Annotated in this window: 16 protein-coding genes; 2 read left to right on the forward strand and 14 right to left on the reverse strand. The window is 46.7% G+C overall.

The window, feature by feature from the left end; translation table 11 throughout:
• Positions 1-26 precede the first annotated feature (26 nt).
• From CSV67_RS13340 to CSV67_RS13355, 4 genes are all read right to left on the reverse strand, one after another.
• Positions 27-1,175, reverse strand: coding sequence for a saccharopine dehydrogenase family protein (locus tag CSV67_RS13340; protein ID WP_099632088.1), 1,149 nt, complete (start codon positions 1,173-1,175; stop codon positions 27-29).
• A 25-nt stretch (positions 1,176-1,200) separates the two neighbouring features.
• On the reverse strand, positions 1,201-2,676 hold the full coding sequence (locus tag CSV67_RS13345; RefSeq protein WP_099632089.1) for an aldehyde dehydrogenase family protein: 1,476 nt from the start codon (positions 2,674-2,676) through the stop codon (positions 1,201-1,203).
• Between the two features lie 387 nt (positions 2,677-3,063).
• Positions 3,064-4,926, reverse strand: coding sequence for a tetratricopeptide repeat protein (locus CSV67_RS13350; protein ID WP_233192620.1), 1,863 nt, complete (start codon positions 4,924-4,926; stop codon positions 3,064-3,066).
• A gap of 71 nt (positions 4,927-4,997) precedes the next feature.
• The gene (locus tag CSV67_RS13355; protein WP_099632091.1) at positions 4,998-6,500 is read right to left on the reverse strand and encodes an MDR family MFS transporter; all 1,503 of its coding nucleotides are present in this window, start codon (positions 6,498-6,500) and stop codon (positions 4,998-5,000) included.
• A gap of 173 nt (positions 6,501-6,673) precedes the next feature.
• Between CSV67_RS13355 and CSV67_RS13360 the strand changes: the two genes are divergently transcribed.
• Complete coding sequence (locus tag CSV67_RS13360; protein WP_099632092.1) at positions 6,674-7,555, forward strand: TetR/AcrR family transcriptional regulator; 882 nt, start codon at positions 6,674-6,676, stop codon at positions 7,553-7,555.
• Between the two features lie 355 nt (positions 7,556-7,910).
• Here the strand turns inward: CSV67_RS13360 and CSV67_RS13365 are convergent, their stop codons facing one another.
• From CSV67_RS13365 to CSV67_RS13395, 7 genes are read right to left on the reverse strand one after another with little or no spacing between them, the layout of a single operon-like run.
• Entirely contained in the window at positions 7,911-8,876 is a 966-nt protein-coding gene (locus tag CSV67_RS13365) for a 2-hydroxyacid dehydrogenase (protein WP_099632093.1), read from the reverse strand.
• Between the two features lie 13 nt (positions 8,877-8,889).
• Entirely contained in the window at positions 8,890-9,909 is a 1,020-nt protein-coding gene (gene moaA / locus CSV67_RS13370) for a GTP 3',8-cyclase MoaA (RefSeq protein WP_099632094.1), read from the reverse strand.
• Positions 9,906-10,475 (reverse strand): molybdenum cofactor guanylyltransferase, encoded by a 570-nt coding sequence (locus CSV67_RS13375; protein WP_099632095.1) that lies wholly within the window; start codon positions 10,473-10,475, stop codon positions 9,906-9,908. The genes moaA and CSV67_RS13375 overlap by 4 nt, the downstream gene beginning before the upstream one ends.
• Positions 10,472-10,705, reverse strand: a complete 234-nt coding sequence (gene moaD / locus CSV67_RS13380; protein ID WP_099632189.1) for a molybdopterin converting factor subunit 1 — start codon at positions 10,703-10,705, stop codon at positions 10,472-10,474. The genes CSV67_RS13375 and moaD overlap by 4 nt, the downstream gene beginning before the upstream one ends.
• On the reverse strand, positions 10,705-11,148 hold the full coding sequence (locus tag CSV67_RS13385; protein WP_099632096.1) for a molybdenum cofactor biosynthesis protein MoaE: 444 nt from the start codon (positions 11,146-11,148) through the stop codon (positions 10,705-10,707). Before CSV67_RS13385 ends, moaD begins: the two co-directional genes overlap by 1 nt.
• Positions 11,145-11,615, reverse strand: coding sequence for a molybdopterin-guanine dinucleotide biosynthesis protein B (mobB, locus tag CSV67_RS13390; protein WP_099632097.1), 471 nt, complete (start codon positions 11,613-11,615; stop codon positions 11,145-11,147). Before mobB ends, CSV67_RS13385 begins: the two co-directional genes overlap by 4 nt.
• Entirely contained in the window at positions 11,612-12,868 is a 1,257-nt protein-coding gene (locus tag CSV67_RS13395; RefSeq protein ID WP_099632098.1) for a molybdopterin molybdotransferase MoeA, read from the reverse strand. Before CSV67_RS13395 ends, mobB begins: the two co-directional genes overlap by 4 nt.
• 66 nt (positions 12,869-12,934) lie before the next feature.
• Here CSV67_RS13395 and moaC point away from each other — a divergent pair, with 66 nt between their 5' ends.
• A complete protein-coding gene (moaC, locus tag CSV67_RS13400; protein ID WP_099632099.1) occupies positions 12,935-13,426 on the forward strand; it encodes a cyclic pyranopterin monophosphate synthase MoaC in 492 nt (163 codons plus the stop codon).
• Positions 13,427-13,804: 378 nt separating this feature from the next.
• On the opposite strand, the gene CSV67_RS13405 is transcribed toward moaC, so the two are convergent.
• Genes CSV67_RS13405 through CSV67_RS13415 form a run of 3 tightly spaced genes read right to left on the reverse strand, consistent with a single transcriptional unit; the run spans position 13,805 to position 16,909 of the window.
• The gene (locus CSV67_RS13405) at positions 13,805-14,323 is read right to left on the reverse strand and encodes a MogA/MoaB family molybdenum cofactor biosynthesis protein (RefSeq protein WP_099632100.1); all 519 of its coding nucleotides are present in this window, start codon (positions 14,321-14,323) and stop codon (positions 13,805-13,807) included.
• Between the two features lie 12 nt (positions 14,324-14,335).
• Positions 14,336-15,355: a ThiF family adenylyltransferase gene (locus CSV67_RS13410; RefSeq protein ID WP_099632101.1), complete on the reverse strand. Its 1,020-nt coding sequence runs from the start codon at positions 15,353-15,355 to the stop codon at positions 14,336-14,338.
• 42 nt (positions 15,356-15,397) lie between these two features.
• A complete protein-coding gene (locus tag CSV67_RS13415; RefSeq protein ID WP_099632102.1) occupies positions 15,398-16,909 on the reverse strand; it encodes an MFS transporter in 1,512 nt (503 codons plus the stop codon).
• Positions 16,910-16,938 lie beyond the last annotated feature (29 nt).

Raw genomic sequence — 16,938 nt, forward strand, 5'->3', positions numbered from 1 at the left:
ACGCTTTCCTACCAGTATATACTGTATCAGGCCTGTTGTACGTCAATAACAACTCCGCGCTTCTTCATTTCTTCGATATACAATTCACCAGGCACGATCTTTTCCGGTGGGTACGCGCCTCTTTTCGTAATGATGCCATTGCCAATCATTTGCGCTACAACTGAAATGGTGTTGGCCGTCGCAAGTGCCATAGCCGTTTCGTTGGTGTTCTGATCTTTTTCGGTAATCATATTACACAAAATCGTATGCGGCTGTCCGTCTTTCGTACCGCTCACTATAACGCGAAGCAAGACGGCATCCGATTTATCCCCTAGGCGTAGTTGCGGCGTCAAATGAGCGAGCATAACGTCGCGTACACGTAACGGTCTACCGTCTACTCGAATCATGGATTCCCTAGACAGTAAACCGAGATCCACTAACACTTGAACTTTTTCAGCATGACCCGGATAACGGATCGTCTTGTATTCTAGCGTCTCGACAGCAGGGAATGACTCAAGCAGCGTCGACGTACCGCCTGATGTATGGAAGGCTTCCATTTCGCCGTAGCCATCAAATTCCAATGTTTCAATTTCCGATAATGAAGGCAATTCCTTCACTTCGCCTTTTCGCCTAACGCGTGATGTATCGGTGTAATGATCGAATAATCCTTCCAATGAAAAGACGACATGATAATTCAGTGGTGGCTCAGGCTTGACCGGAACTCCACCTACGTAAAGTTTGATCGACTGGGTTTCGTCTAGCAACGATGCGCCGTAACCAGCCAGAATATTAATCATGCCCGGTGCCACCCCCAGGTCCGGAATCAGCGTTACGCCTTTTGCGATAGCTTGTTCATTCAGCGCGAGCACTTTTTCCGTCGCGCCACCGATATGTCCGCCTAGATCCACAACGTGTACGCCCCGTTCTACTGCACAGCGAGCGACGGCTTCATTGAATGTATAAAACAATGCGTTGACGACAATATCACCCAATCCAATGACGTCGCTAAGTTGCTCTTCATTCGTAGCATCGAGCAATAAAATATCGAGTTTTTCATTCATTAGTTCTTCGGCAAAATCTTCTGCTTGCCGAATCGCACGGTCCGCGAGATACACTCTCTTCACTTCGTCCTGCTTCACTAAATCACGAACGACTTCTTTTCCCATTAAGCCTGCACCTAATACCACTACTTTCATCTGCTCATCCCTTCTTCCCGTAAGTTCATTCCGTATCGATTTGCGCGCGCTGCAACTTGCCGCTGTAATCGATGTAAATGCTCTTCCATTCCGTAAAGACATCCAGTGCGGCAACACCGGAGTCACGATGGCCGTTCCCTGTCCCTTTCGTTCCACCAAACGGCAAATGAATTTCCGCCCCTGTTGTGCCTGCGTTGATATAGACGATACCTGTATCTAGGTCGCGTTGTGCGCGGAATACTTTATTGACGTCTTGCGAGAAAATCGAACTGGACAAGCCATATGCGACGCTGTTATTCACTTCAATCGCTTCTTCAAGACTGCTGACCGTAATCAATGAAACGACTGGGCCGAAAATTTCTTCTTGCGCGAGACGGCTATCCCATGCGACATCCGCAAACAATGTCGGCTCAACATAATGTCCATTTGCGAATTTGCCTTCATTCAGCACATTTCCACCCGCCACCAGGTTTGCGCCTTCACTTTTGCCGATCTCGATATAGCCTTGGATTTTCTCCAGTGCCTTTTCATTGATCACAGGGCCGACTTTCACCGATTCATCCAGACCGTCACCCATCGTTAGTTCTTTCATGCTCTCGATCAGACGTTTCTGCAACTCTTCTTTCACATCTTGATGAACGATGACTCGGCTACAAGCTGTACAGCGCTGTCCTGCCGTTCCAAATGCGCTCCACAAAATACCTTCTACCGCTAGTTCAATATCTGCATCTTCTAGCACGATGACCGCATTTTTGCCGCCCATTTCTAAAGATACTTTCTTCAAATGACGACCACCTAATTCCGCAACATGGCGCCCTGTTTCCGTCGAGCCGGTAAATGAAATAACACGTACATCGGGATGTTCAATCAGCGCAGTACCAACATCTGCACCCGAACCGAAGACGATATTCGCCACACCATGCGGCAAGCCGGCTTGTTCAAAAATCCATGCCATTTCATACGCCATCAACGGTGTTTCTGTTGCCGGTTTCCAAATAAATGTATTGCCCGCCACAATTGCCGGAAACGACTTCCACGTAGCAATGGCAATCGGGAAATTCCACGGTGTGATTAGACCGACAACGCCAATCGGCGCTCGAACACTCATCGCAAACTTATCCTGCAACTCAGACGGAACCGTTTCACCGAACAACCGCCGACCTTCTCCAGCCATGTAGAACGCCATGTCGATTCCCTCTTGCACTTCACCGCGTGCCTCTTCTATGACTTTTCCCATTTCCTTCGTCAATACTTGCGCTAGATGTTCCTTTTTGTCTTTCATAATACGGCCAATTTCATAGAGATAATCTGCACGTTTCGGTGCCGGCACCAAAGCCCATTTCTTCTGCGCCATTTTCGCCGCGGCAACCGCTTGCCGAACCTCTTCATCCGTTGACAAAGGTACTTGCGCCAGTTCTTCCCCGTTCGCTGGATTGAGTACGGCAGTATAACTAGCGGCTTCCTCTTGCCACATGCCATCAATGTAGTTAGTTAGCTTCATTAAAATTACCCCTTTCTGCTCCATATAGTTTTCGTTCGTCGCCTCTATTAGAATTGTTCGACAATATATCATCCTATTCCTTTAAAGCTTGACATATTCCGAATAAATTAACTTGATAGGCAGGCATTGATAACAGGCATAGAGCGCTTACCTTATGTAATAGAGCGGTTAAATGGATTGATAGAGCACACTAGGAGGTTTATAGAGCGCGTATAAAGATGTATGAGCAGATGCCATGGATATATGAGCGCTTAAGATGAAAGTATGAGCGGGAAGCTCGTAGCACGGATCTACAGCCCCCTCCCCAACACTATGGACAGCCTCATTACGCAAAAAAACCGCCACAGCAAGTCGGAAATTCCAACTTGCCATGACGGCTTGCATTTATTACAACAAATAATAGATATAGTGTGCTTCCTCATGACTACCTGGTGTAAGCGCAACGCTTTTCGGATAATGCATCTTTTCCACAGCCATCTCCATTAACTTGCTAACATGCGGATTCAACTGTTCCGCCTTAGCAAACAACTCCAATGCACGCTCCGAAGACTTACCCTGCGCGCGTTCCATCTCTACCAACCAAGATAAATACCAATACGCAGCGTCTTCTTTAGAAACATCCACACATGCTTCTAACACCTGTGTTGCTTGATCTATTTCTCCTGAATGAATCAATGAAGAAATCGCCAAGTACCTTGCACTTTGATGGTCAAAGAGGTCGAGCGACAGTAGACGCAAGAAGATCTCGCTCGCTTCAACAAAACGATCTTGCTCATAGAGCCACACACCGTACTGCATCAAGCTACGCAAATACGGACGATTCGGTGCGAACTTCCACACATCTTCCGCGCGGCTGTCAAACTGCTTTTCACCAGAGAATATCGCCTGTTTAAAGAACTTCTCCTGCTCGTCCTTCGAATCTGTCAACTCCGTCTGAAGTAACAATGCATCGACATTCGTCGGATCAGCGCCATATGCACCTACTGCGAAGTCGTGTCGCTGTTCGATCGTTTCAGCATTGTACGCCATATAACACAGCATCTGTGCTTCTTGTTGTTGATTTTCCGGCTCGAATGGTTGCTGAATCGCTTCTTGAATATACGCTTGCGCTTCTTCAAACGAATCAAAGTTATGCTTTTGCGTCAACATATGCACTTGCCAGTTCATTTGCTCAGACGGTAGTGGATGGGTACCGATATGATACGCGGAATCCTGCTTCCCTTCCGCCATCATCTTTTCAAGTTCCTCAATCTTCTCTAGCAGAATATCCGTATGCTTTCGGAATGAAGAGACGGAAACCCCAAACAGTTTACCCACTTCCGCTTGCGTGTACGTATTCGGCATCATATTCGTATCGACTGCCAATTGGAACGCTGCCGCAGCGAGTACTTCGGGCTTGCGGAACTTCGGATCTTGATCGGTAAAGTAGTATGCCATCAAGGACAATAACATTTCATACGCACCCGGATAAAGCTCTTCCTTTTCGAGTTGAGCATCCAATATTTCTACTACTTGACGTTGCAGCGGTGTAAAGTTCTGCTCGACTACATCAGATAACGTCTGAACGTCCAGTTTACAAACCACTTCGTAAATGTCGACGAGATGCTTCTTGAAAAAATCGAAGCTGTTTTTCTCTTCGCTCGTTTCCGCTAGTTTCTGCACACGCGTCAATAGTTCATCACTCATATGACCATTCACTGCAATAGCAGAAATCGGCATGACCCAGCGCTCTTCATTGCGCATCTCTTCCAGGACGATAGCGATGACAGCGCGAACATCTTCAGGCTCACCTGCTTCTCTTGCCAATAAATACTCGCCTTCTCCTAGAATTTCTTTCATATGATAGACATCTTTATCAGCCTTCATCACTTCTGCGAATGTAATGAAAGCATTCTGCCAACTTCTCAAAATAGCACGTACTGCCCTATTTTGCGTGCGGTTGAGCGCTTTCACAAGGTGGCGTCTCCATAGATCTTTACGAACGATGAAGAAATAGTAATCGCTGACATTCGTCACGAGTTCCTCTTCTTCCATCCACTCACCAAGGCGTCCAGCCCAATCTTTCAATAACCCTTCTAATGATTGAATCTCAGCAGGAGACAAGGATGTTTCATAATAACTGTTTAATACTTTCCTTAATTCTTCTTGGACCGTATTTGTGCCCGGCATCTCTGTTTTGCCGCAGCAGTTCTCTACGATATCCCCACTTCCGCATGGGCATTTTTCTTTATTCCCTATCACATCGAACACAACCTTTTCTTTTTACTATACCATACTAAAAAGAAGCTCCGCATGCATAGCAGCATACGAAACTCCTTGTTTTAGTTTTCAGATTGTTCTTTCACTTCACCACTAGTAGGCGAAGTCGGTGGTATGACCCGTTTTATGAATAACGATAAGATCAATGCGATGAGTGTAATCACGGTCGAGATGAAGAACGCGTGATTGACGCCGTCGAGCATCGCCATCCGTCCAATCTCTTCTTTCATAGCGGAGACATCGACTCCAGATGCGATCAAATCTTGCACTTGGGTAGCTGCAGACACATCCAATCGCTTGGTCATGAGCGTCAATAACAAGGCCGAACCAATCGCGCCAGACACTTGCTGCAATGTGTTATTCATTGCCGTACCATGCGGATTCGAGATCATCGGCAACGAGTTCATTCCATTTGTCATAACCGGCATCATGACCATCGATAACCCGAACATCCGAAGCGTATAGACACCCATCAAATAATAATAACCTGTATCCATATGCAATTGGCTCAATAAATACGTTGTGAATACCGAAATACTAAGTCCCGTGTAAACGAGGACACGCGGACCGTATTTATCGAATAAACGACCTGTGATGGGCGACATGATTCCCATTAATACTGCACCGGGTAACATCAGCAGTCCGGCATCTAGCGGTGAAATTCCGCGCACGTTTTGTACATACAACGGTGTCAAAATCATTCCGGAAAACATCGCCACAGACAACACCATCGATACGACAGATGAGAGGGCAAACATCGAGTGCTTGTAAATACGAAAATCGAGCATGGGCTCAGTCATGCGTAATTGTTTTAGGATGAATAGTACGAGCGATACCGTACCAAGCGCGATCGTGCCATAGACGATCGGAGAACTCCACCCCAGTTCACCTGCAGAACTGAAACCATACAGCAAACCACCAAAGCCGATAGTCGATAATACTAATGAAGAGAAATTGATGCGTACATCACGATTCGGTGTAATATTTTTGAGTTTGAAAATTGCGAGAGCTAGTGTGAGCAATGAAATCGGTAGCACAAGCTCAAACAGTGTCCGCCACGAATAATGCTCGACTATCCAACCAGACAATGTCGGCCCAATTGCCGGTGCCGTGAACATCACAAGACCGAACATCCCCAATGCCGCTCCCCGTTTTTCAATTGGGAAAGCCGTCAACATTACATTCATCAATAACGGCATCATCAGTGCGGAACCGGATGCTTGGATCATACGTGCAACCACTAGTAAAGAGAATGTCGGTGCGATGATGGCGATCAACGTCCCTAACGAGAAAAGCACCATCGCGGTAATGAAGATTCTTCTATTTGTAAATTTCTGAATGAAAAACGCACTGGCAGGAATCATAATCCCGTTGACGAGCATATAACCTGTCGTCAGCCACTGAACGGCCGAAGGGGAAATTGAAAACTCTTTCATAATGACCGGCAATGCGATATTCAGTAACGTATTGTTCAAAATCGCAACGAACGCACCTATGAATAATATCGCAATGATGCCATAGGGCGGTTTCTCCTGCATTTTTTTAATTTCTGTTGATTCTACCATTTTACCCTCCTATAATATGTGGAAAATATGTCAGAAGTATATTTTATACCGGCAGTACATTTATTACAACTGAAAGATTTCAAAAACCTTAAAAGCTTGATGTAATAATGTTTTAGGAATAGTATAGATAGTATACACAGAGTATAAAAATTCAAATGCACAGGTGATTATCTATGAATGACCGCAAAAAGCACGTATTGCTTATCGCAAAACAACTATTCATCGACAAAGGCTTTCATGCAACATCCATCCAAGACATTTTGGATGCAGCACAAATTTCAAAGGGAACGTTTTATAATTACTTCCCTTCTAAAAATGAATGTCTAATGGCGATATTGCAAGACGCTTATTGTATAAGTTACTTACGGAGAAATGAGCTGGCGATCGGCAAAGACCTTGCAGATCCTGGTCTGCTCGCTGCACAAATTGAAATTCGTTTGACGATGAATCGACAACAAAACTTGCTACCGTTGTTTGAAACTATCGTTCATTCACCTGACGATGAGCTGCGTCAATTTGTGAAGCAGATGCATTTTCGGGAACTCGCATGGCTTGCGAAACGACTGGTCAACGTCTACGGTGAGGAAGTAAAACCATACTCCTATGATTGCGCATCGTTACTCTTTGGTTTCATCCAACATGCGCTTAATATCTGGAAAAGTTCAACTACCGAGCCAATCGATACGATGAAACTAGTGGATTTTGTTATGCAACGAATGGAAGTGATCGTACCCGATATCGTAAAACGAGACGCTCATTTCCTATCACAGAGCTTGCTGGAAGATATGTTAACGGCCGAAGAGATGTATCCGATGACATGCGAAGTGTTGATTGAGCATTTGCAAAAATTCGTTGGCAACTTACCAAAGGACGGAAGTCAAAGGACGTTATATAGCCAGTTTTTACTAGATGAGCTGTCCGCTGAACAACCGAGGATCTACTTACTGGAATCCGTTGTGCGCTCGTTCCGTCAAGCGTTCGAAGGTTCGGAACTACAACTACAAGCAATCGAATTATCCGCAGCGATTTGGGGGTTCATCAACCAATCTCAATGAAAAAAGAGACTAGCCAAGTCAGCGAGTATGACTTGGCTAGTCTCTTTTTATTTATTGTTGAGTATTAATATGAGTAATTTGGGGGAGTAAAATGTGTTAGGTTGGCAGTCGTTTGGCTACGCCTGCCGCTGCAGTCACCTTCTTTAGGAAGTGGAGACGAATTATTACACGTCACTATAGATAGTAGAATAAACTAGTTGATCTGCGTTCCAGGCGGCGACTCCAGCGGGAACAGCGCGAGCTGAAAGCCCCGCAGGGAGCGAAGCGGACGAGGAGATTGAAGCCGTGCCCGCGGAACGCGTCCGCCTGGAACGCAGATCAACGTCGCCCCCACGTCACCAATGTCTCGCCTGAGTCAACCACGAACTTGATGATTCGGTTCTTCCCCTTGTGCAAATGCAAGTAACGCTTCTACGTTCAACTTCATCATCGCCTTGCGCGTCTTCACCGTCGCGCTACCAATATGCGGAAGCACCGTCACATTCGGCAACGTCAGCAACGGATGGTCTAGCGGAACGGGCTCCGTCTCGAACACGTCTAGCCCTGCTGAATGAATCTTCTTCGTACGTAGCGCATCAAACAGCGCGTCTTCATCCACAATACCCCCACGCGCAACATTGATCAGAATGCCTGTCTCTTTCATCTCGGACAACTGCTTCTCCCCGATCATACCTTTCGTTTCCTCACTATACGGCACTAAAATCAACACGTAATCGGACGACGCTAGTAATTCGGAAAGCTCGGCATAACGACAGCCATACATATCTTCCATTTCTGACTTGCGGTTACGGTTGTGATACAGCACGTCCATATCGAACCCTTTCGCACGTCTCAACACCGCTTCACCAATTCGGCCCATGCCGATGATACCAAGCGTAGCCCCGTACACATCAGTTCCAGTGAAACCAAGGGGCTCCCAAGACGTCCAGCGCCCTTCGCGCAACGCGTTCTCTGCGCCGATCAAATCACGGCCCGTAGCCATCAATAAAGCGAACGCCAAGTCTGCTGTTGTTTCTGTTAGCACATCCGGTGTATTCGTTACAATAATATTCCGTGCTGCCGCCGCTTTGACATCGATGTGATTATAGCCCACTGCCATATTGACGATTAATTGTAATGAAGGGGCTGCGTTAAGCACTTCTTCGTCGATCTGATCGGAGATGACAGTCCATAGTGCATTCGCGTCAGCTACTTCTCTTAACAATACGTCACGAGGAACGGCTTCACTCGTCGACTCCCACATGCGTACTTCATAGTGTTCGCGTACTGGGGCAATCAGTTCTTCTGGCATCTCTCGACAAATATATACTGTTGGTTTCATGGACAACACTCCTTTAGCCACCGATATAGTTCATATTGATTTTCTTCCGGTTCTTTATCGTCTGCTCCGTCCGTTCATCGGAATAGCGGTCTTTTCTGCCTCTCCACACGGTAGCAATCGCTTCATATAGTTCTACATCAGTTTGATCCGAACGAATTAATTTTCGTAGGTCAAAGCCTTCTGATGCGAAAAGACACGTATATAATTTCCCTTCAGACGATAGACGAGAGCGCGTACACGTTGAACAAAATGACTCCGAAACGGATGTGATGAAGCCGACTTGTGCATCCGTTCCTATATAGCGATAACGTTTTGCTACTTCACCGTAATAGTCTTCTTCCGCAGGCTCCATGTCGAACTCAGCAGCTAGCATGTCGTAGATCTCTTTTTTTGTTACGACTTTTTCGAAGCTCCAGCCATTGTCATTGCCGACATCCATGAACTCGATATAGCGCAATGTGATGCCACGTTCTTTGAAATACGTAGCCATCGGGAGGATTTCGCTCTCATTGACTCCTTTTTGTACGACCATATTCACTTTGATGGTGAAACCGATGTCTTGTGCTTTTTGGATATTTTCGAGAACGAGTTCAGGTGAAATGCCACGGCCGTTGATCTGTCCGAATAGTTCTGGATCCAGTGCATCTAAACTGATGTTCAGACGGCGCAATCCAGCGTCGTACAGAGGTTGTGCGTATTGACCGAGCAACACTGCATTGGTTGTCAGTCCGATGTCTTCGATCCCTTCGATGTCGTGAAGCTTCTGTATCAACTCGGGTAAATTCCGGCGCATCAGCGGTTCACCGCCCGTCAAGCGTAGCTTCTTCACACCTAACTGAGCAAAAATCCGTGCCAAGCGCTCCAATTCTTCAAACGACAGCAATTCATTTTTAGCTAGAAATAAAAAGTCATCACCAAAAACTTCTTTCGGCATGCAATATGTACAGCGGAAATTGCAGCGATCCGTAACGGAAATTCGCAAATCCCGAATCGGACGACCGAGTTGATCTACAATGGCATTCATCTTCTTCATCCCCTTCCCAGTTCACATGGCGTGTTGACATTTTTAAAAGAAATTTCGGGTGTATCGGTTAATAAATCGCCTTCAATCCACCGACCTTCATGTTGTGCTTGCACATGCATCACGCGACGATTGCCATCGCGTAACGCTTGTTTTATTGTCGGTTTGACGTTAGCACTCCAGACCGAAACGAGTGGGTGTCGCTTGCCTTCTACCGTTACAGACGAAATATCTCCATGATGCAACGCTAGCAATCTTTTCATGATCCCCGCTTCCATAAACGGCATATCACACGGCAACACGACATAGCGGTCAGCTTGCACTAATTCCATAGCGGATAAAATCCCGGCAAGAGGACCCATTCCAGAAACTGCCTCCAGGTCCGTCGTCACATGCACGCAATCCGGAAACTGTTCCCTATATTCTGGACGCGCCACGACAACGATCTCCTCGCAAATCGGTCGCAATGCCTCTAACGAATAATGATAGAACGAGTGACCTTTATGCAGTGCAAACGCTTTTGGCGAGCCAAAACGCCGCGATTGTCCGCCCGCTAGCAACACACCGACTGTCTTCATCCGCCACTCACTGGTGGAATAAACGCGCAGACATCTCCCGCCTGAATGACATCATCCTTTAAGGCATACTCTTCATTCACCGCCACATGGATAGTCTCTTTACCGAAACCTGGATATGTCTCTTCTGCCCAGTTCAGCAATTCTTCGACCGTCATAGGCGCGCGATCCAAAGACTCTTCACCTTTACCCGTCAACTCGCGTAGTCTTGCAAAGTAATGAACTGTAATCATCATGATTCGCTCCCTTTCTCTGGATATTTCTTCTGTGCACCGATCCATTCTTCGCCGTCTTCCCAGATTTCCTTCTTCCAAATCGGTACGACTTCTTTAATGCGCTCAATTGCATATTCATTCGCCTCATATGCTGCTTTTCTATGAGGAGACGATACCGCTATGACTACGGCAATGTCTGATATTTTCAACTCGCCAATCCGATGCGCCATAGCGACTTGAACTCCAGGCCACTTTGCTTCCATCTCCGCACCGATTTCAGCGAGCTTTTTTTCCGCCATCGGTACATAGGCGTCATACGCAAGATACAATGTGCGAACACCATGCGTCCATTCGCGTACATGTCCCGTGAATACCGTCACCGCACCCGCAGCTGGATGCAAAACAAGATCGCTGTATTTCTGCACATCAATCGGCTGATCTATAATTTCATATCGTTTCATTGTCCCGCCTCCACCCATTCTTTCAACCAATCGTCGAGTCGTGTAATGTCTTCAAAAAGTTCGGCTGTTTTCACCGTTCGAATGATTCCAGACAACGACTCCAGCTCTTCCCGTTCTTCTTCGTTTCGGATGAGCACCACTTTCTTACCGGCTTCTTTTTTATAGCCTTCTATTAATAAAACGTCTGGTTCACTTAACGCTGCCAATGTCTTTAGCTGTACAAATGAATATTCTTTATTTTGTATCAATTGTATCATATCCCCCCCGGCGACAAGGGTTGAGACTGCTCCAAACTCTAAGAATTGCACCGTATCCGTATATGCTGGCGGCAGTTCAGGCGCTCCCCCATGCCCATGATGTTTGAGCACCGCGACTTCGTAACCAAAATGCTTCAGCACGGTAATCCAGTGCGAAACAAGCGTCGTTTTTCCACTGTTCTTGAAGCCCACGACGTGTAGCGTCTTCATAGTTCCCAATGCTCCACACCTTGTTCCGTTCCTAACAATAATGCGTCCACTACCATGCCTTTTTCATAGCCGCGAGTTCCGCTCGGCAAGACGATGATGCAGTTACCCCGTGCAATAGAAGACACTGCACTGGATTTATTGAAACCTGCAGGCGTCGCTATGATTCCTTCGTTTGTCATCGACCAGCTGGCGCGAACGAAACGTGTGAACGGATTCGCTTTCTTGAAATCATCACCAAGAACCGCTTGAATACGCGGCATATAAGGTGCTGTGCAACCCATCATCGAGTAAATGGCAGGCCGCGCGAACAATTCAAATCCTGTGAAGCAAGCAGACGGATTACCCGATAGACCGAATAATAATTTATCTCCTAACACCGCTACTGTCGTCACACTGCCAGGACGCATCGCCACTTTATTGAACAATACTTCCGCACCCAGACGCTCATAGATCATAGGTAAATAATCGTAATCTCCGACCGACACACCGCCCGTCGTAATAAGCAAGTCTGTTTCCTGAAGTGCTTTCTCCACGATTTCGGTACATGCATCCAAATTGTCTTCCATCATGCCATACGATATATACTCAATTCCCATTCGCGTCAACTGTGCACGAATCATCGGACCATTAGAATTGCGGATCTTCCCTGGTTCCAGTTCATCAGTGACATTGAGCAATTCCGTTCCAGTCGACAATACCCCAGCAATCGGCCGTTTTGCAACACGCACTTGTGCATAGCCAAATGTCGCAAGTAACGCAATAGTCCCTGGATGAATAATCGTTCCTGCTTCGATCAATGTCTCACCTTGCTTTGCATCTTCACCTTGACGCGAAATATTTTCGCCCGCTTCAAACGGCTTACGTAACGTAAACCCGCTATCATTCTCCACCGTTTGCTCCAGCATAACGACTGCATCCGCATGTTCCGGAATTAATGCACCTGTCATGATGCGAAACGATTCACCTGGTCCAATCGGACGATCCGCTACATGCCCTGCGCCAATTTCACCAATCACACGAAAGGCTTTTCTATCATTACCTGAAGCACCCGTCGAATCTTCCGCCCGAATCGCAAAACCATCATACGGCGAACGATCAAAAGGCGGCACGTCATGCTTCGCTACGATAGGCTCTGCTAGTACACGACCATATGTATCTTCTAACGGAAGAACTTCCGTCCCCAACTTATATACATTTTTCATCACACGCTCTACTGCTTCCGCCACTTGAATCGGTTTTCGAATTTCCACCACGTACATCTCCTACTTTCTTTTGTTATACTAACTAGTACAATGAAATGAAACGAAAGGATGATCATCATGTCCGAACTTACACACTTCAATGAACAAGGCCGCGCCAAAATGGTCGACGTGTCCGACAAAGAAACGACACTACGTACTGCGATCGCTACATCATCAATTACGGTAAACAAATCCATTCACGAGCAAATCACTCATGGCACAAATAAAAAAGGAGACGTCTTTGCAGTTGCGCAAGTCGCCGCCATCATGGCCGCGAAAAATACGTCCAACATTATTCCAATGTGCCATCCACTTCCTTTAACGGGCGTAGATATCCGATTTGATTGGGATATCGATGAAGAATCTTCCCATTATCATGTGTTAATCGAAGCCGAAGTCAAAACGAAAGGCGTAACCGGAGTCGAAATGGAAGCCCTGACTGCCGCTTCTGCCGCTGCATTGACGATTTACGATATGTGTAAAGCTGCCGGCAAGGACATGGTCATCGGACCGACGATGCTTCAGCATAAATCTGGCGGGAAAAATGGAGATTATCAACGCGCGGACTAAATGTCGCGCGTTTTTTTTGATTGGATTTGGGGTGTGCGCTCATACTTCCATGTTATCCGCTCTATCACCCCGCGAAGCCGATCATACTTCCATGTTATCCGCTCTATCAACCCGCGAAACCGATCATACTCTCACGCCATCCGCTCTATCACCCCGCGAAACCGATCATACTCTCACGCCATCCGCTCTATCAACCCGCGAAGCCGATCATACTTCCACGCTGTCCGCTCTATCACCCCGCGAAGCCGATCATACTCTCACGCCATCCGCTCTATCACCCCGCGAAACCGATCATACTTCCACGCTGTCCGCTCTATCACCCCACGCAACCGCTCATAACCCCAAGCTAACCGCCCTATCCCCCACACTCCTCATCCACTATCCCAAATGCTTTCCAAGCTCATGCACAATATGCGGCAACTCGGGCACGATCAACTTATCCATCGCAAGCTTCACGGCCTTCGAAGAGCCTGGCAATAAAAATACCGCCTGCAATCCGATTCCACCTGCCGTTGCGCGACTGAGCAACGCTTTTGATCCCACATCTTCGGTATAGCTCAAAAAGCGAAACAGTTCGCCAAATCCGTCTAACGGTTTTGTGAAATAGGGTGACACGGTTTCCACTGTAATATCCCGCGCGCCTATCCCCGTTCCGCCCGTGAAAATCATTGCCTGAATCGACGAATCGGACAACCAAATAGACAATTGCGCTTCGATACGTGACGCTTCATCGGGACAAATCTCGTATGCCTTCACAATATGTCCCGCTTCGAGTAGCTTATCGCATATCACCTTGCCGCTTTTGTCATCCGCTTTCGTCCGCGTATCACTGATTGTCAGTACAGCAACTGCAACCGATTGATCACGCGCTTTCTGTGGTAAATGAGTCTCTTCCATTTACTACCCCTCCTAGCCGAATAATGAATGATAGATTTTCCGTCCTTCTCGCATATCTTTTAATCCATGAATCAACAACCTGCCATTACCGAACAAAATACAGCGATAGTTTTCCGCCTGAAATTCCACGAAAAACGGTGTCTCCCGGTATTTCGATTCTAGTTGTTGGGCGACTTTCACACCGTCCGCCACTGTCAACTTGCGTCCTGCGTCGGGTATGATTTGCACTGTATCACGTCCGCAAAGCACAGCGTATTGCGTGCCCGCCACTTGATGCAACGCAGGATACGTTGGATGTTCACCACAAGTTTCGCATTGCGGATTCTTCATCCGGCTGATTCCCGCTTCAACGGATGTATTATTCCACACATCAAAATGCAGAAGTTTCGTGCGCATGGCCTCTTCATTTCCTGTCAGCCATTTCATCGCTTCCGCGCTTTGATGTGCAGCCGAAATCTGTACTGCAGGCGCAATTACCCCTACTGTATCACATGTTTCATTGACCGCTGGCATGACCGGTAGTAGACAGCGGAAACACGGTGTCTTACCGGGATTGAAAGGAAAGACGCTACCTGAACTGCTAACGACTGCGCCGTAGACCCATGGGATATGTAGTTTCCACGCGACGTCATTGATCAGCAAACGTGTTTCGAAATTATCGGTTGCATCAAGTAGAATATCCGCGCCGACCGCAATTTCTTCGAGCAACGGTCCATCGATATGATCGAGCACCGTGATCATTTCAACATCTTCACGAATGGCATGCAAACGACGTGCTGCCGCTACGACTTTCGGCACACTATTTTTCGCATCCGCTTCGACGAATAATTGTTGCCTCTGCAAATTAGATGCCTCCACATAATCGCGGTCTGCAAGCGTTATTTTACCGATTCCCGCGCGCACGAGCGTCTCGGAAATCGACGAACCGAGCGCACCACAGCCTATAATCACTGCATGTGCATCAGATAGCCGCCGCTGTCCCAACAACCCAATAGGTTGAAATAATGTTTGCCGTGAATATCGATTCTCCACTTCATCTACTTCCTTTCATGAAACAACAAGCGAGGCAACCGGTTAAGACCGATTGCCTGCATGTGTCTCTGGACTAATATCACTGAATGAACCTACGTAGCGAACGACGTCGCCTGTTCCATCTTTCACCGAACTGATGGATAGGAACTCCAAGTACTCTTCGCCACTCTTTTTCTTATTCCAAATTTCGCCTTGCCAGACACCCTGTTCATTAAGAGTGTGCCACATATCATTGTAGTATTCACGATCATGTCTGCCTGAACTTAAGATGTTCGGACTTAGACCGAGTACTTCCTCTTCACTATAACCTGTTAGTTTCGTAAATGCCGGATTGACCGAAACAATGAGACCTTTTGAATTGGTCACGAGAATACCTTGGCCAGTCGAATCAAATACTTCTTTAGATAAGCTCGTACGATCCATGTAGTAAAGCCAAATAGCCAATACAAGGCTGGCTAATGATACTTGTGAAAACGCCATGAAACCAATGGAGTAGGAACCTGTCATAGAGAAAATCGTTGCGAGTAATAATGGAGGGAAAAATCCACCAAGACCACCCATCATCGATACAATCCCGTTCACCGTACCTGCTTGCTTACTGAAATACATCGGTACTAATTTAAAGATTACACCATTTCCAAGACCCGCAGCTGCCGCAATCATAATACTACCGACTGTGTACAGTGCGATATCCGGTGAAAATGCCAGTACAATAGACGCTATCGTCAAACCTGCGAAACAACCCATTAAAATGAATAGCGGCTGGAACTTATCGCCTAACCAACCACCGACCGGACGTAATAATGTCGCGACGACGATGAAGCCTGCTGTACGAAGTCCCGCGTCGACCTTATCGAGTCCAAAGTAATTGACGAGGAAACTTGGTAAAAACACAGTAAATGCAACGAACGAACCGAATGTGATGAAATAGAACAACGAGAAGAACCAAAGTTTTTCATTCTTATAGACACCTTTAATTTGCTCGATAATCGGGGCTTTCACTTTTACTTCCTTACGGTCACCGAAGAAAAAGTTCAATGCGATGAATGCAAGCAATAAAATCAAATACATTTTGACGGTCATGGACCAGCCAAACTTCATCGCAAGGACCGGCGCTGAAAACGTCGTGATCGCTGTCCCGATGTTCCCCATTCCGTAAATACCATTGACCAGTCCGTGCTTTTCCTTAGGATAATACTTCGGTAGTGACGTAACACCAACAGAGAAAATCGCGCCTCCAATCCCGAGCAACGTTCCGCCAATTAATAGCCCTGTCACGGTTGATGTTTCACTTATGTAGTAGACAGGAAATAGCAATACAATGAAACTGATGAAAAACATCATACGTGCGCCATAGACATTGGCGTAGTACCCGAGTGGAATTCGCAAAATCGAACCGAGTACTACAGGGATTGCTGTGATGATGGCTACACGCTCTGGTGGAATGCTGATATCTTCGCTAATAAATGGTAATAAGGAAGAGATCAGGACCCATACCATGAAGCCGACAACTAGATTTGCCGTCTGCAGAGGTAATTGAATCTTTTGTGTCATAGGAATCCATCCCATCTGAAGTTAGTTGA

The organism is Sporosarcina sp. P2, from assembly GCF_002743255.1.
Taxonomy (GTDB): domain Bacteria; phylum Bacillota; class Bacilli; order Bacillales_A; family Planococcaceae; genus Sporosarcina.

Excerpts from the sequence above, each read along its gene's own strand:
- CSV67_RS13340 (WP_099632088.1), bottom strand. The coding sequence starts at position 1,175 with ATGAAAGTAGTGGTATTAGGTGCAGGCTTAATGGGAAAAGAAGTCGTT.
- CSV67_RS13345 (WP_099632089.1), bottom strand. The coding sequence starts at position 2,676 with ATGAAGCTAACTAACTACATTGATGGCATGTGGCAAGAGGAAGCCGCT.
- CSV67_RS13355 (WP_099632091.1), bottom strand. The coding sequence starts at position 6,500 with ATGGTAGAATCAACAGAAATTAAAAAAATGCAGGAGAAACCGCCCTAT.
- CSV67_RS13360 (WP_099632092.1), top strand. The coding sequence starts at position 6,674 with ATGAATGACCGCAAAAAGCACGTATTGCTTATCGCAAAACAACTATTC.
- CSV67_RS13365 (WP_099632093.1), bottom strand. The coding sequence starts at position 8,876 with ATGAAACCAACAGTATATATTTGTCGAGAGATGCCAGAAGAACTGATT.
- moaA (WP_099632094.1), bottom strand. The coding sequence starts at position 9,909 with ATGAAGAAGATGAATGCCATTGTAGATCAACTCGGTCGTCCGATTCGG.
- CSV67_RS13375 (WP_099632095.1), bottom strand. The coding sequence starts at position 10,475 with ATGAAGACAGTCGGTGTGTTGCTAGCGGGCGGACAATCGCGGCGTTTT.
- moaD (WP_099632189.1), bottom strand. The coding sequence starts at position 10,705 with ATGATTACAGTTCATTACTTTGCAAGACTACGCGAGTTGACGGGTAAA.
- CSV67_RS13385 (WP_099632096.1), bottom strand. The coding sequence starts at position 11,148 with ATGAAACGATATGAAATTATAGATCAGCCGATTGATGTGCAGAAATAC.
- mobB (WP_099632097.1), bottom strand. The coding sequence starts at position 11,615 with ATGAAGACGCTACACGTCGTGGGCTTCAAGAACAGTGGAAAAACGACG.
- moaC (WP_099632099.1), top strand. The coding sequence starts at position 12,935 with ATGTCCGAACTTACACACTTCAATGAACAAGGCCGCGCCAAAATGGTC.
- CSV67_RS13405 (WP_099632100.1), bottom strand. The coding sequence starts at position 14,323 with ATGGAAGAGACTCATTTACCACAGAAAGCGCGTGATCAATCGGTTGCA.
- CSV67_RS13415 (WP_099632102.1), bottom strand. The coding sequence starts at position 16,909 with ATGACACAAAAGATTCAATTACCTCTGCAGACGGCAAATCTAGTTGTC.